This window comes from Streptomyces tibetensis (genome assembly GCF_007655005.1).
GTDB classification, from domain to species: Bacteria; Actinomycetota; Actinomycetes; order Streptomycetales; family Streptomycetaceae; genus Streptomyces; species Streptomyces tibetensis.
The window spans coordinates 1-15,604 of record NZ_SZVW01000004.1 but is presented as its reverse complement, the minus strand read 5'-3'; the positions used below and the strand labels follow the sequence as shown (position 1 = coordinate 15,604).

The window sequence follows — 15,604 nt, the reverse complement described above, 5'->3', positions numbered from 1 at the left end:
ACTGGCATAACCACGCGGCATTCGTAAACCCAGCGTAGTTCGCCGCATCCCAAGCGTTAAGGGGCATTGTTCCGGTTGGCGGGATTGTGGTCCGTACTGAAGTGCGGTTCAGATACGGGCTGTTGCGACGTGCTCCCGCTGTGTGGCCGTGCGCCTGCCCGTGCGCTCTTCTCCGGCCATCGCGGGAGCGGTTCCATGGTCATTGCGTGGGTCGGCCCGCTGTACTGGATCCAGTGGGCTGGGGGACACCGCCGCCTACATCCCCGCGGGCGGCGGAACGGTCCGGGAGGCGTGCTCCGTCTCCCGGACTGCGCGACCGGATGACAGGGTGCCACGCCTGTACGGAGAGTGTTCGAGGCTGCTCGCGTGACTCCGATTTGGCCGAAAATCGCCCCCGCCGGTCGCGGGCAATCAGGGCTCCGACCATGGCAGTTGAGGGCGCGTCGGGCGTGATTAGGGCGCGTTCCGGGGGCGCATTCGCGTCGCAGTATGACTGCAGACATGTCGCTGGCGTGCCTTGATTCTTCGCCGCTTCTTCGTTCTGCTCCGCTCCTTCCGGCGCCTCGAGTGTCTTCCTTCGGCGTCTGGTACGTCGTGATCTCCGTCCGGCCTTTCGTCCCGTCTCCCGTTTCGTCTTCCGTTTCGTCTTCCGTGCGGGCAGCCGTCGGTTCGTCCGGCTTTCCGCCCGGATCTTCTTGTCGCGTGCGGGTGTTCGGGGTGTTCGCGACCGTGCGGGTGGCTCCGCCGGGGCGCATTCGGCGGAGCGCAAGCGGCGTCGGCACCCTCTGGAACGCCTCCTTCATGGCAGCATGGTGAACCGGTTCGTACGGTGCACTGGTTGTCCACAGCCTGTGGAGGCGGCGATGCGGTGGTTGGTGGGATGGAGCAGCACCGCCGCGGGAGCCGTCGCTGCCGGTTCGGCGGGGGCGACCGGCAGCGAGGGTGAGACGCTGCACCCGGTGGGGTCCCAACTCCTGTGGGGCGACCCCGATCCGCTGTGGGCGGTCGGCGACTGGCGCCCCGACGAGGTGCGGGTCGTGAAGGCCGACGACCGGACCAGGATCGCCGTCCTCGGCATCTGCGGCGCCACCGACGAGCAGCTGCGCGTCGCGCTGTTCGCCGCGCGCGGCGGCGCACTTCGGCACCTGACCGCCTGGCCCGGCAGCTACACCGCGATCGTCCAGGTCGGCAGGCGGATCACCGTCTGCGGTGATCTCGCGGGCGCGCGGCCGGTGTTCCACACGCCCTGGGCCGGCGGTACGGCGTACGCGACCGCCGCGCTGCCGCTGGCCGACCTCATCGAGGCCAACCTCGACTTCGGGCATCTCGCCGCGCTGCTGGCGGCTCCTGACGTGCCGGCCGCGCTGCACGACTCCACGCCGTACGACGGCGTGAAGCGCATTCCGCCCGGGCACGCCCTCATCCTGCGCGCCGGGGCGCGCGAGATCGCCGGGTACGAGCCGGTCGCCTCGCTGGCCGTGGCGGCGCCCCCGGCGGATCCCGACAGCGCGGTCGACGCGGTGCGCGAGGCGCTCGTGGAGGCCGTGCGGACGCGGCTGTCCGCGCCGCGGCACGTCCCCGGCGCCGACATCGACCCCGGTCCGGTGCCCGGCATGGGGCCCGCCGAGCGGCGGGCCGCGCGCGGGATGCCGGTGCCGGGAATCGGCGCGGACCTGTCCGGCGGGCCCGCCTCCGGGGCACTGGCGCTGCTGGCCGCGGGCCTGCCCGGGATGCCCGGCACGGTGCTGGGGCACCGCACGGGGGCGGGGGAGCGGCTGGTGGCCGTCACGTTCAACGACCTCGCCGTCGGCGGCCGGGAGGCGGAACTGGAGCGGGCGGGCGCGCTGGCCGCGAACCCGCGGCTGCACCACGTCGTCGTGGCGGGCGGCGAGGAGGCCCTCCCTTACGCCGACCTGGACGGGCCCCTGACGGACGAACCCGGTCCGTGCCTGGTGTCGGCGGCGCGCCATCGGGCCCGGCTGGCGGCCGGCAGCGCGGACCACTTCACGGGCTACGGCGCGCGCCAGGTCCTGGACGCCCATCCCGCCCGCCTCGCCGACCTGCTGATGGACCGCCGGCGGCGGCATCTCGTACGGCCCGTCGCCGCCCTCGCCAAGGCCGACGGGTCGGTGCTGGTGCCCGCGCGCGTGTACGCGGCGGCGCGGCGGTTGTCCCGTACGCCGTACCGGTCGGGGCTCGAGGCCCTCGCCGAGCGGCTGCTCGATCCCCGCTCCGACGACGGCCTCGACGCGCCCGGCGGTGCGCTGGACGCGTCGCTCGCCGCGCTGACCTGGGGAAGACCCGGGCCGGCGGCGCGCTGGCTGACCGGTGAGGCGCTCGCTGAAGTATCGGTTCGCCTTCAGGCGTCCACCCACCGGTCGGAGCTGGTCGGGCCGGGACAGCGGCCGGGAGACTTCCGCGCGCGTGCGGCGCTGGGACGCCATGCGGCGGACCTGCGGGTGCTGGAACAGGCGGCGGAGGTCCGCTTCCAGCGGCTGCACGCGCCGTTCCTCGACAACCAGGTCGTCCGCGCGGCCCGGGCCCTGCCCGAGGCGCTGCGGGTGCGGCCGGGGTCGCGGGCGGCGATCCTGCGTACGGTGCTGGAAGGGGCCGGGGTCCGCGAACTGCCGCCCGGCTGGGGCGCTCCGACCCAGGCGACGGCTGCGGCCGCGGAGCGCACGGGGCTGCGCGTGGCGGCGGACTCCCTGGTCGCCCTGTTCGACACCCCGCTGCTGGCGGAGGCGGGCCTGGTCGAGGCCCGTGTGGTCCGCAAGGCGTTGCGCGGCGCGGCGGCGGGCGAACCCCTGCCCCTGGACGGCCTCGCGGACCTGGTCTCCCTGGAGCTGTGGCTGCGCCGCCTCCTGGCCCGCCGCGGCACCTGCTGGACGGGCACACCGGCGCGGCAGCGGGCCGTCCCGGCGGGGATCGCACCACAGCGGGGGGCGTTGGGGGCGGGGGCCGGTGGAGGGCGGCGGGTGTAGCGCTGGTGCGTGGACCTGCGCACACACCCGCGGCGGGTGTAGCGCTGGTGCGTGGACCCGCGCGCACACCCCCGAGCAACGCCCCGCACCGAAAACCTTCCGCCCCTCACCACCACCCCGGCGACAATGACCCCGTGCGGTACAGAATCCTGGGCGTCACCACGGCAGAGGACGAGCACGGCTCGGCCGTACCCATCGGCGGCCCCCGCCTCCGCGCCCTGCTCACCGCCCTCGCCCTGCGCCCCTCCCGCGTCGTCACTCCCCGGGCGCTGATCGACGAGGTCTGGGCTGAGGACCCGCCCCAGGACGCCCCCGCCGCCCTCCAGGCCCTCGTCGGCCGTCTCCGCAGGGTTCTCGGCAAGGGCGCCGTCACCTCCGAGACGGGCGGCTACCGACTCGCGGCCGGCAAGGACGACATCGACCTCTTCGTCTTCGAACGGCTCGTCCAGCAGGGCATCGACGCCCTGACCGACGACGACCCCGCCCTCGCGGAACGGCACCTCGACGCCGCCCTCGCCCTCTGGCACGGCCCGGCCCTCGCCGACCTCCCCGACCGCTCCGCTGCCACCCGCCCGGAGGCCAGCCGCCTGGAGGCGACCCGGGCCAGAGCGGAGGCCCGGCTACGGCTGGGACGCGGGCCGGACGTCGTACCCGAACTGCGCGAACTGACCGCCGTACACCCCTACGACGAGCCGCTGCACGCCCTCCTCATCCGGGCCCTGCGCGACACCGGACGGGAGGCCGACGCCCTCGCCGCGTACGAGACCGCCCGCCGCGCCCTGGCCGAAGGCCTCGGCACCGACCCCGGGCCCCGGCTGCGGGCCCTCCACGCCGAACTGCTCGACTCCGCCACGAAGGACGACAAGCGCCCGCCCGCGCCGCCGGAGCGCGAGCGCACCCGGCCGGGGGCCATCCGCCCGCGTCTGACCTCTTTCGTCGGCCGGGAACCCGAGATCGACGCCATCCGTTCCGACATGCACAGGGCCCGACTCGTCACCCTCACCGGACCGGGCGGCTCTGGCAAGACCCGCCTCGCCGAGGAAGCCGCCGCCGGGCTCCCGCAGGCATGGCTGGCCGAGCTCGCCCCGCTCGACCGGCCCGAGGCGGTGCCGGGAGCAGTGGTCAGCGCGCTCGGTCTGCGCGAGACCGTGCTCATGACCAGCGAGCTCACGGCCGTGCAGGACGACCCGGTCGAGCTGCTCGTGGAGTTCTGCGCGCCGCGCAGCCTCCTTCTGATCCTTGACAACTGCGAACATGTCATCGGCGCCGCCGCCCACCTCGCGGAGACCCTGCTGACCCGCTGCCCAGGGCTCACGATCCTGGCCACCAGCCGCGAACCCCTGGGTGTCCCGGGCGAGTCGGTCCGCCCGGTCGAGCCCCTGCGCCCCGACCACGCCCGCCGGCTGTTCGCGGAGCGAGCCACCGCCGTCCGTCCCGACGCGCAGGCCGTGCTCCGCGACGAGCAGGCGGTGGCGGAGATCTGCCGGCGGCTGGACGGGCTGCCGCTCGCCATCGAACTGGCGGCGGCGCGGCTCCGGCTGCTCACACCCCGGCAGATCGCCGACCGCCTCGACGACCGCTTCCGCCTCCTCACCTCCGGGAGTCGTACGGCCCTGCCCCGCCAGCAGACCCTGCGCGCCGTCGTCGACTGGTCGTGGGACCTCCTCGACGACGCCGAGCGGACGATGCTGCGCGAGGTGTCCGTGTTCGCGGGCGGCTGGGACCTCACGGCAGCCGAGGCCGTGTGCTCCGGCCCCGCCGCCGAGCTGATCGGGGCCCTCGTCGACAAGTCCCTCGTCGTGGCGGCCCCCGGCCCGGACGACGGCTCCTCCGGCATGCGGTACCGAATGCTGGAGACCATCCACGAGTACGCCGTCGAGCGCGCCGCCGACACCCCGCGGCTGCGCACCACCGCCGAACTCCGGCACCGCGCCTGGGCGCGTGCGCTCGCCGAGCGGGCCGATCCGCAGCTGCGCTCCGCCGGCCAACTGCCTTGGATCTCCCGCCTGGAGAGCGAGCTGGACAACATCCGCGCGGCCCTCGACCGGGCCCTCGCCGCCGGGGAAGAGGCGGAGGCCGCCGCTCTCGCCCTGGCCATGGGCTGGTTCTGGTGGCTGCGCAACTACCGGCACGAGGGCATGGAGTGGCTCGAGCGGACCCTGCGCCTCGGTGTGGCCCTGGACACCGCGGGCCGTATACCGCCCGGCGCCGAGCCGGAGGCCGGCCATCTCGACCACTTCCTCGCCGCGCCGGACGGGGAGGCGGGGCATCCGCTGCACGCCCTGCGGATGGACGTGCGCCTGCTGCATCTGTTCTTCATGACCGAGGTCGCGCCCATGAAGACGTTCGCCGCCGAGCGGCTGCCCTACATCGAGCGGGTGTGGGACCACTACCGGGAAGGCGGCCCGCACGCGGCCCGTATCCCGGGACTGGTCTGCCCGATCCTCTCCTCCTTCCTGGGCGACCCGAGCGAGGTCCGGACCGTCCTGGACGCCGCCGTCGACAACTGCCGTGCGTACGGCGGTGACTGGGAGATCTCCGTCGCCCTGATGTTCCGCGCGCACACGGTCGTCGACGGACCCGGCGCCCTGGAAGGCGTCGACGACGACCTCGCGGAACTGCGGGTCCTCAGCCGCCGCGCGGGCGACCGCTGGCTGCGCGCCCAGGTGTGCAGCGCGGCGGGCGAGGCCGCCATGGTGCGCAGCCGTTTCGAGGAGGCCAAGGGGGAGTACGAGGAGGCGCTGAGGCTCGCCTACGAGGTGGGCGCCTACGCCGAGTCGCCGTTCCTCATCGCCCGGCTCGCCGAGATCGCCTACCGTGCGGGCGACCGGGTGTCCGCGCTGTCCTCGCTGGACGAGGCCACCGCCGCCGCCGAGCGGTACGGAGTGCGGGACTCCAAGGCGTACGTCCTGCTGATGCGCACCCAGATGGCCCTCGAGGACGGCCACACCGAACGGGCGCGCGCGTGGTGCGAGGAGGCCCGCGCCAACACCGCCCCCGGCACCCCGCCACCCCAGTTCATGGTGATGCTGCTCCTGCTCGACGCCGTGATCAGCGCGCAGGAGTCCGGCCCGCGGTCCGCTCTGGCCAAGGTCACCGCCGCCTTCCACGAAGCCGTGGACAAGCGGTGCTCGGACGTGGTCCGGGCCACGGTCGTGGACGGCGCGGCGAAACTGCTGGCCGATGTCGGCGACTTTGCGCGCGCGGCCCGGCTGCTCGGCGCCGGCGACCACTGGCGGTCGGGCCGCCCGCGCTCCATTCCGGAGCGCGCCCCGGCGGAACGGGCCGAAGCCGCCACGCGTGCGGCTCTGGGGAGCGCCCGGTGCGAGGCGGAGCGCGCCCGGGGCACGGTTCTCACCGCGGACGACGTGCTGCGCGAACTGGAGGAGGCGTGCCGCACGCATGCCCCCGACCGGGTGCCGTGAGCCGACGTGCCGTGAGCCGACGTAACGTCAGCCGAAGCCGAAGCCGAAGCCGAAGCCGCAGCCGAAGCCGAAGCCGAAGCCGAAGCCGAAGCCGAAGCCGAAGCCGAAGCCGAAGCCGAAGCCGAAGCCGAAGCCGAAGCCGAAGCCGCGGCGCCAGCCGCAGTCGTACCGTCAGCCGCAGGTGAACCGGGACTCCGCCCAGTCCACCGGCATCAGGTCGTCGAAGGCGCTGCGCGGTTCCACCACCAGCCGGACCGTACTGCGGCCGGTGAGGTTCACATGGACGGACACGGCCGGATCACCGCCCTCGACCAGCGGGGACCGCCACAGCCGGGCCCCGTCGGCGTAGACGGAGAAGTGCACCTTGCCGAGCCTCAACGTCATGTCGTCCACTCCCACGAGCGCGTCGTACGACGAGCAGGCGCGGTTGAGGTCGATCGTGACGGACGAGCGGCCGTGCACGGTGACGCCGTGGGCGTAGCGCCGGCCGCCGACCGACAGGCCGGACCGCTGCCAGACCCAGCTGCTCGAACCGATCCGCATCTCGGGCTTCGTCCCGTCGCCGCTGACGTCGTACGACAGTTCGCTCCACTGGTAGAGGACCGGGGCGGGCGGGGGTGGCGGGGGCTGCGGGGGAGTGGGCGTCGGTGTGGGGGCAGGGGGCGGAGTCGGCTTCGGAGACGCGGGCGGTGGAGCGGGCGTCCGGGTGGGTGTCGGGGCCGCTTCCGGGTCCGGACTCGGGCTGGTTCTGGGGCTCGGTGTCGGCGCGGGCGTCTCGGCACGCGCGGGCGTGATCCCCGGCGGCCGCGGCCCCGGTCCGGGTTGTACGGAGGAGGGCGAGGGCGTGGGTGTGGGCTCACCCGGGCGCACCACCGACGACGGCGGAGGGGGTGAGGGGTCGGCCTGGGCCTCTGCCTTCGGCTTCTCGTTGCCGGCCAGTGCCATCACGACCGCCGCCACCACACCCACGGCGACCACACCGGCCGCGATACCGGCCTTCACCGGCGCGCCGACCCCCTCGGAGACCGCCCCACCTCCGCCACCGGCCGAACCGCCACCCGCCGCACCAGCCCCACCGGCCGAACCACCGCCGGTTGCGGCAACCGAACCGGCCGAACCGCCACCGGATGCGGCTGCCCCACCGGCCGAGCCGCCCGCCGCCGCTGCCGCCCCCGCCGCACCGGCCGCTCCCGCACCGCCGGCGATGAGCCCGGCGGCCTTCGCGTAACCGGCGGCCCCGAACCAGCCGATGACGGCGACCGGCACGACGGCCGGAATACCGCCGGCCACTTCCTCGATCTGCAGCGCGGCCAGCCGGCACTTCGCGCATTCGTCCAGGTGCTTGCGCAGCCCCCGCTCGGCGCGGGTGCGCAATCGCCCGCGGGCGTAGGTGCCGAGCTGGTCGGCGTAGCGCGCGCAGTCCCGGTCGGCGGTGAGCGTGGCGCTGACGTGGGCCTGGAGGTAGGCCTGCTTGAGCCCCTCGCGGGCCCGGCTGGCGAGTACGCGGGTGCCGTTGGCGTCCAGCCCGAACAGCGTGGCGACCTCGCTGGGGGACTCGTCCTCGATCTCCGTGTGCCACAGCACGGCCTGCCAGCGCTCCGGCAGCGACCGGAAGGCCCGCATGGCCATGGACTGCTCTGCCTCGTGCATCGCCCGGACGTCCGCGCCCAGTTCGAGCGTGTCGTCGCCGGACACGTCGGGCCCGTGCGCGGACTGGGCGGCGAACACCGCGAAGTCGTCGACGAGCTGCTCGCGCCGTGCCGACCTCGTCCAGGAGGCGGCGACGCGCCGGACGGAGGTGAGCAGGTAGGCGCGCACGGCGTGCGTGGGGCCCGCGCCGCCGCGCACGGCCTGGAGCATGCGGGCGAAGACCTCGGCGGTCAGGTCCTCCGCCGTGTGGGCGTCACGGCAGCAGGTGCGGGCGTACCGGCGCACGGCTTGCGCATGGCGCCGGTACAGCTCCTCGTACGCCGTGTCGTCGCCCGCGCGCATACGGTCGATGAGGCCGGCGTCGGACGGCGGAACCTCGTGCGGCGGCAGTGCGCCGTCCTCGCGCCTGTCGCGCTGGGCCGGGACCGAGCCGTCGGCCGGGTGCCCGGCGGGCGGCACGCTCGCGCGCCCGCCCTGACTCGGCACCTTCGGCGGGACCGGACCGCCGGCCGCGTCGCCGTGTCCGCTGCCGCTCGACTCGTCCCGCCCGTCAACGCTCATCGCGGAAAGCCCCCGGCAGCCGTCCAACCCGTCCAGACCACCGGGCCAGCGTGCCATATGGGCTTATGGTCGGAAGCCCGAAGTTCGGACCATCACCCATCCGTGGGGACTTATCGCACGGCAGTACTGGCGGTCACTCATTCGGGGAAGGCTCTCGCGCTTCTCTCCCACTCCGCTCCGGGTTCGCTCCCGGCCCGGACGTGCCGCCGGAGCCCGGAAGCTCCACCAGACCTGATTTCTGGGCCCGGACGTGCCGCCCGAGCCCCGAAGCTCCACTCGACCTGGGCTTCCGGGCCCGGACGTGCCGCCCGAGCCCCGAAGCTCCACCCGACCCGGGGCCCTGTTCGCCCCGGGTCTCAATGGCTCAGGCCGGTCGCGAGCGCAGGCCCTCCAGCAGGATGTCCAGCAGCCGGGCCGACGCGGCCGCCTGCTGAGCGGCGTCCGGCAGTGAGGGCGCGGCCGTGGCGATCACCAGCAGCACGTCCGACACCGACACGTCCGCCCGCAGCTCACCGGCCGCACGCGCCCGGTCCACGAGCCGGCCCACGACCTCGAGCAGCGCCGCCGTCCCGGCGTCGTCCTCGGCCGCCACCGCCGGTACCGCAGCGACCGCGACGGGCTGGTCAGGCACCAGTCGCAGCTCTGTCGTGCCCGGCTGGGTCCGCTGCTGCGGCACCCGCGGGCCACCGGCACCGTCCTCGACGGAGACCCGCAGCACCTGCGGCGGCAGCAGCCGCCCCGCGCCGGAGGCCACCGACGTCCGCAGGAAGCGCGACAGCGCCGACCACGGTTCGTCCTCCTGCCCGAGCGCCGCACGCGCCTGGTCGGTCAGCCGGGAGGTCTCCTCCTCGGCTATCCGACGCACCAGGACGTCCTTGCTCGGGAACCGCCGGTACACCGTGCCCACACCGACCCGCGCGCGCCGCGCCACGTCCTCCATCGGCGCGCCGTACCCCAGCTCGCCGAAGACCTCGCGCGCCGCGCGCAGTACGTGCTCCAGATTGCGCTGTGCGTCCACACGCAGCGGTGTCGTCCGCGACGCGTCGCGTCCGCTGCCCGCCGCGCTCATCGTCATACCGCCCGCCGCGACTGCGGACGCGGGCGACCAATGAGAGTCCTGAACATGCATAAGTATTCCCCCGGTAATGACGTCTCCCCCCGGAGACTCCCCGCCATACGATGCCGGGACGCGGGAACCGGCCCGATTCGCGGCCCGCCCGTCGCGGACCCCGGTGAGCGCATCCCCCTACACCCCGTCGACACACGAACATAGTTGAGAGGGAGTCAATTCAGAAGGGGCACGTTCCGCACAGAGCGCCCACCGATCGGAGTACGGGCCGCATACGTCCTGAATGTGCCCCCGCGCGCTTCCTGCACCACCCATCCTGACCTGTGCGAATGCGCCACAGGTCACTAATCCGGCCAACTCCGCGCGCTCTCCCGCTCCGGTCACACAATTCGTCGAGGCTGTGGACAAACGCAAGCGACGGGTGCGTCATGGGATGGTGAAGGAACGTGCGCGCATTCTCGTTGTCGGTGGTGGCTACGTCGGGATGTACACGGCCCTGCGCCTGCAGCGCAGACTGAAACGGGAGCTGGACCGGGGCGAGGTGGAGATCACCGTCGTCACCCCCGACCCGTACATGACCTACCAGCCGTTCCTCCCCGAGGCCGCCGCGGGCGCCATCTCCCCTCGCCACGTCGTCGTACCGCTGCGCCGCGTCCTCGACCGGTGCCGGGTCCTGATCGGCGAGGCCACCGCCGTCGACCACGCCAAACGCACCGCCAGCATCACCACCCTCGCCACCGCGGAGGAGGGCACGGGCGCACAGCGACTGTCCTACGACCAGCTCGTCCTCGCCCCCGGCTCCGTCTCGCGCACCCTGCCGATCCCCGGCCTGGCCGACCACGGCATCGGCTTCAAGACCGTCGAGGAGGCCATCGGCCTGCGCAACCACGTCATCGAGCAGATGGACATCGCCTCCTCCACCCGCGACCCCGCCATCCGCGACGCCGCCCTCACCTTCGTCTTCGTCGGCGGCGGCTTCGCGGGCGTGGAGGCGCTCGGCGAACTGGAGGACATGGCCCGCTACGCCGCGCGCTACTACCACAACGTCCAGCCCGAGGACATGAAGTGGATCCTCGTCGAGGCCTCGGACCGCATCCTGCCCGAGGTCGGCGAGGAGATGGGCCGCTACACCGTCACCGAGCTGCGCCGCCGCAACATCGACGTCCGCCTCCACACGCGCCTGGAGTCCTGCGCCGACCGGGTCGCCGTCCTCAGCGACGGTGCCCGCTTCCCCACCCGTACGGTCGTCTGGACGGCCGGCGTGAAACCCCACCCGGTGCTCGCCGCCTCCGACCTGCCCCGCAACGGCCGCGGACGTCTGAAGTGCACGCCGGAACTGACGGTCGACGGCACCACGCACGCGTGGGCCGCGGGAGACGCCGCCGCCGTCCCCGACGTCACCGCCGCAGAACCGGGCCGCGACTGCGCCCCCAACGCCCAGCACGCGGTCCGCCAGGCCAAGGTCCTCGCCGACAACATCGTGCACTCCCTGCGCGGCGAACCACTGGAGACCTACGAACACGCCTACGCCGGTTCGGTCGCCTCACTGGGCCTGCACAAGGGCGTCGCCCACGTCTACGGACGCAAGCTCAAGGGCTATCCCGCCTGGTTCATGCACCGCGCCTACCACCTCAGCCGTGTGCCCACCTTCAACCGCAAGGCGCGGGTGCTGGCCGAATGGACGCTGGCCGGCCTGTTCAAACGGGAGATCGTCTCCCTGGGTTCACTCGAACACCCCCGGGCTGAGTTCGAACTCGCGGCCGGTGGAAAGCCTTCTCAAGACCCCCCGCACAACCCGAAGGGGTCGTCCTGACCGGACCCAGGAACTCCAGCGGCCGGCCCGGCGTCTGACGGATGTTGGTCCGGTCCGCGCCCTGCCAGACTGGTCCACCACCGCGGGTACGCCACCACTCGCCCCGGTGCGGGCCCCCGGGGCCCCGGCCGGTTCCGGTGCCGGCCGCCGACCACTACACGAGGCAAGGATTCGTGAACTTCACGCGCTGGAGCGCCCGGCTCCCCGGAACGCAGCGCCGCGCCGCAGCGCGGACCGAGCAGACGGCCTCCCCGGACCGGCGGGGGGAAGGCTCCGTACCCGCCGCCCGCGCCGAACAACTGACCGACGAGACACCGTCCGTTCCCGCCGTCGACGAACTGCGGGTGCGTGAGGTCCTCGACCGCGTCCCGTCCCTCGTCGCCCTGGTCCACGGCCCCGACCACCGCATCGCCTACGTCAACGACGCCTACACGACCGCATTCGGCGTCCGCCCCCTGGGTGAACGCGCCCGAGAGGCCCTTCCCGAGCTGGACGCCCTCGGTCTGTTCCCCCTCCTGGACCAGGTCCAGCGCAGCGGCAAATCGCGCACGGTCAAGTCCCGCAAGGCCCCCGACGGCCGCTCCTACAGCTTCACGTGCACCCCGGTCGCCCAGGGCGACGGCAAGGGCGGCAGCGACGGCCGCGGCGTCCTCGTCTTCGCCACCGACGTCACCGACCACGCCGAAGCCGCGGAGCGCCTGCGCGCCAGCGAACGCCGCCAGCGCGAAACGGCCGTCACCCTCCAGCGCTCACTGCTCCCGCAGGAACTCGAACAACCGGACGACCTGCGCATCGCCGCCACCTACCACCCAGGCGGCACGGAAGCCGCGGTCGGCGGCGACTGGTACGACGTCATCACCCTGGGCGGCGGCCGCACGGCCCTGGTCATCGGCGACGTCATGGGCAGAGGCGTCCGCGCTGCGGCGGTCATGGGCCAGCTGCGCACGGCGGTCCGCGCCTACGCGCGCCTCGACCTCCCCCCGCACGAGATCCTCCAGCTCCTGGACGGTCTGGCATCCGAGATCGACGCCAACCAGATCGCCACGTGCGCGTACGCCATCCACGACCCGAACGAGGGCAAGCTGATCTACTCCTCGGCGGGCCACCTCCCGATCCTCGTCCGCGACGAGAACGGCACGGTCCTGCGCGCCGAGGAACCCACCGGCCCCCCGCTCGGCACCGGCGGATGGATGCACGCCTCGGGCTCGATCCCCCTTGCCCCCGGCTCCACGGCCGTCCTCTACACGGACGGCCTGGTCGAGCGGCGCGACGCGGACCTGGACGAGGGCATCGCCGCCCTGGAACGCGCCCTGTCCGGCGCCACCGGCACCCCCCAGGTCGTCTGCGACCGCCTGGTCCGCTCCGCGGGAGTGACCCCCGACCACGACGACGACGTGGCCGTCCTGGTCCTCCAGCACCCCGCCCGCACGGGAGCGGACAGCGAGCTCTTCCGCAACGCCGCCCTGGAACTGCTGGGCGGAGTGGAGGCGGCCCCCCGCGCGCGTGCCTTCGCCTCCGGCGTCCTGACCAGCTGGCGCTTCCCCGCCGACCTGCACGACCTGGGCGTGCTGGCCACCAGCGAACTGGTCGCCAACTCCCTCCAGCACGGCACCCCGCCGATGCGGCTGCGCCTGCGCCGCACGGACAGACGCCTGATCATCGAGGTCACCGACGGCGACGACCACCTCCCCAGACGCCGCCGCGCGGAACCGGGCGACGAATCGGGCCGGGGCATCGCGATCGTGGCCACGATCGCGTCGAACTGGGGCTGCCGCCGCACACCCGGCGGCGGCAAGGCGGTCTGGTGCGAGTTCGCCCTGCCGCGCCCGCGGGTCACATAGAGGGGACGTGGATCAGACGTCCGCGGAGACAGGAGCCCCGCCCCGCGCCACGACCCGGCTCTTCCCGAGCGATGGCTGATCCTGCACATCGGTCAGCTGCCGCCCCAACCGCACAGCCAGGACGGTGATCCCCAGCGAGAACACCAGGAACGCCACGATGTACGGCGCGTGCAGCGAGGCCCCCAGCGGCCCGCCCACCGCCGGCCCGACGGCCAGCGCGAGCTGCTTGACCAGGGCGAACGCGGAGTTGTACTGCCCGGCCATCCCCTCCGGCGCGAGATCCGCGACCAGCGGGGCCACGGTCGGCGACAGCATCGCCTCACCCAGCCCGAACAGTGCGTACGTCGAGACGAACGCCGCCGTCGCCATCTCCTGGCTCCCGTGCCCGAGCCCCGCGTACCCGGCGACGACCCACGCCACGGCCCAGATCAGCCCGACAGCGGCGATCACCCGCGACCGCCGGCGCCGCTCCACGAACCGCAGCACGGCGAACTGCGCGACGACGATCATCATCGTGTTGGCGGCGAGCGCGGTCCCGAGCGCGGACGTCGAGATCCCGGCCGCCTCGACCCCGTACGCACTCAGCCCCGACTCGAACTGCCCGTAGCAGGCGAAGAACAGCACGAAGCCCAGCACACACAGCTGCACCATGGCCCGGTTGCCCAGCAACTGCTTCCAGCTGCTCCGTCCCGCGGCCGTGGGCGCGTCCCCGATCCGCGGCGCGTGCGGCATCCGCACCGTCGCCATCACCACGACCAGCAGCAGGAACATCGCCGCCTCGATCGCGAAGAGCAGCGTGAAGGAGGCCGCGCTCGTGGTGTCGACGAGGTGACCGCCGATGAGGCCACCGACACCGAGCCCGAGGTTCTGCAGGAAGAACTGCATGGCGAAGGCACGCGACCGCGTCTCCGCCGAGGAGCAGTCGACGATCATCGTCGCGAGGGCCGGCTGCATCACGGCCTGACCGGCCCCCAGCAGGGAGGCCGAGACCAGCACGGCAGCCGCACTGCTCGCGATCCCCAGACTGAGGGCACCCAGAGCGGCGGTGACCAGGGCGGCGAGCAGCACCGGCAGCGGGCCGCGCCGGACGATGGCCCGCCCGGCGAACGGCAGCACGACCAGCGCGGCCACAGCGAAGACGGCGAGTACGAGACCCGCCGTCATGGCCCCCAGCCCTCGCACCTGCGCCACATAGACGTACAGGTACGGGACCGTGAAGCCGAGCCCGAACGCGCTGAGTGCGTTACCCACGTGAATCCGGCGCATCGCGGCGCCCATCGCCCTGGTCACGTTCACCTCTCTCACTAGTTAGGAGTGAAGACTTCGAAACTAAAGTTCGAACCTAAAGAGTACATACCCAAGAACTTCAAGGCAAAGAACGAGCGTGCGATACTGCGCACATGGGCGACACCCCCGGCCCCAGCGAGCCGACCCTCGAAGAGCAGATCGCCGCGTACCAGCGCGAGTTCCAGGACCTCGACCCGCAGGTCGAGCAGATCGTCTCGGCCCTCTCCCGCCTGAACCGCCGTATGAACGTCGCCTACGGCCGGCAGACCTCGACCCTCGGCATCAGCAACACGGAGTGGGAGGTCCTCAAGGCCCTCGTCCTCTCCGGGGCCCCCTACCGCCTGGGCCCCAGCGACCTCGCCAAGCGCCTCGGCCTCACCCCGGCCGCGATGACCCACCGGATCGACCGCATGGTCGCCGAATCTCTGGTGACCCGTGAGCGAGACGAGTCGAACCGTGTCCGAGTCATCGTGGAGCTGACATCCGAGGGGCGAGAGAAGTGGCTGGAGGCAATGCGCCTGGCGACGGTCTTCGAGGAGGACCTGCTCCAGGACCTGTCACCCGACGAGCGCACGGCGCTGGGCGAAGTGCTCACGCGTCTGCTGCGCCGGGTCGAGCACGCCCAGCCGGACGCCGGCGGACGCCTCACCGACCTGGACTGACCCCGGGGCCGAAAAGATCTTGACAGGGCCGCTTGACACCCCCCTGGCGGATCCGTAAAGTTCTTCGGGTTGCCACGGAGCCGTAACGGTTCTTCGGCAGCACATCCGCCGCAGCAGCGGCACCCAACCACCAGCTCGACCTCCCGATGGGATTGATTTCGGCACGTCCGAATTCAATTCGAATTGGGACTCGACGGCCTGATCGACTCCAACGGCGTCGATTTGGGAATCGCCGAGAGGGCGCGCTAAGGTTGGACACGTCGGAACGGCCCAACAGCCGCAAAGACAAACCCCGCTGACCGGGGATCAGGCCCG

General features: G+C 73.1%; 8 protein-coding genes. 5 read left to right on the top strand and 3 right to left on the bottom strand.

From position 1 onward, the window contains the following. Positions 1-863: 863 nt before the first annotated feature. Both FDO69_RS07170 and FDO69_RS07165 read left to right on the top strand, forming a co-directional pair. The gene (locus tag FDO69_RS07170; protein ID WP_104778921.1) at positions 864-2,981 is read left to right on the top strand and encodes an asparagine synthase-related protein; all 2,118 of its coding nucleotides are present in this window, start codon (positions 864-866) and stop codon (positions 2,979-2,981) included. A gap of 134 nt (positions 2,982-3,115) precedes the next feature. Then, a complete protein-coding gene (locus tag FDO69_RS07165) occupies positions 3,116-6,406 on the top strand; it encodes an AfsR/SARP family transcriptional regulator (protein WP_104778920.1) in 3,291 nt (1,096 codons plus the stop codon). A 171-nt stretch (positions 6,407-6,577) separates the two neighbouring features. Here the strand turns inward: FDO69_RS07165 and FDO69_RS07160 are convergent, their stop codons facing one another. Next, positions 6,578-8,617, bottom strand: a complete 2,040-nt coding sequence (locus FDO69_RS07160) for a sigma-70 family RNA polymerase sigma factor (protein ID WP_104778919.1) — start codon at positions 8,615-8,617, stop codon at positions 6,578-6,580. A 364-nt stretch (positions 8,618-8,981) separates the two neighbouring features. Further along, positions 8,982-9,746 carry a TetR/AcrR family transcriptional regulator gene (locus FDO69_RS07155; protein WP_104778918.1) on the bottom strand — a complete coding sequence of 255 codons (765 nt, stop codon included), beginning with the start codon at positions 9,744-9,746 and terminating at the stop codon, positions 8,982-8,984. Between the two features lie 373 nt (positions 9,747-10,119). Between FDO69_RS07155 and FDO69_RS07150 the strand changes: the two genes are divergently transcribed. Both FDO69_RS07150 and FDO69_RS07145 read left to right on the top strand, forming a co-directional pair. Further along, positions 10,120-11,499, top strand: a complete 1,380-nt coding sequence (locus FDO69_RS07150) for an NAD(P)/FAD-dependent oxidoreductase (protein ID WP_104778917.1) — start codon at positions 10,120-10,122, stop codon at positions 11,497-11,499. A gap of 173 nt (positions 11,500-11,672) precedes the next feature. Then, a complete protein-coding gene (locus FDO69_RS07145) occupies positions 11,673-13,340 on the top strand; it encodes an ATP-binding SpoIIE family protein phosphatase (RefSeq protein WP_104778916.1) in 1,668 nt (555 codons plus the stop codon). 12 nt (positions 13,341-13,352) lie between these two features. Here FDO69_RS07145 and FDO69_RS07140 read toward each other — a convergent pair whose 3' ends face one another. Continuing rightward, positions 13,353-14,618 carry an MFS transporter gene (locus FDO69_RS07140; RefSeq protein WP_104778915.1) on the bottom strand — a complete coding sequence of 422 codons (1,266 nt, stop codon included), beginning with the start codon at positions 14,616-14,618 and terminating at the stop codon, positions 13,353-13,355. 122 nt (positions 14,619-14,740) lie between these two features. Between FDO69_RS07140 and FDO69_RS07135 the strand changes: the two genes are divergently transcribed. Further along, a complete protein-coding gene (locus FDO69_RS07135) occupies positions 14,741-15,289 on the top strand; it encodes a MarR family winged helix-turn-helix transcriptional regulator (RefSeq protein WP_104778914.1) in 549 nt (182 codons plus the stop codon). Positions 15,290-15,604: the final 315 nt, after the last annotated feature.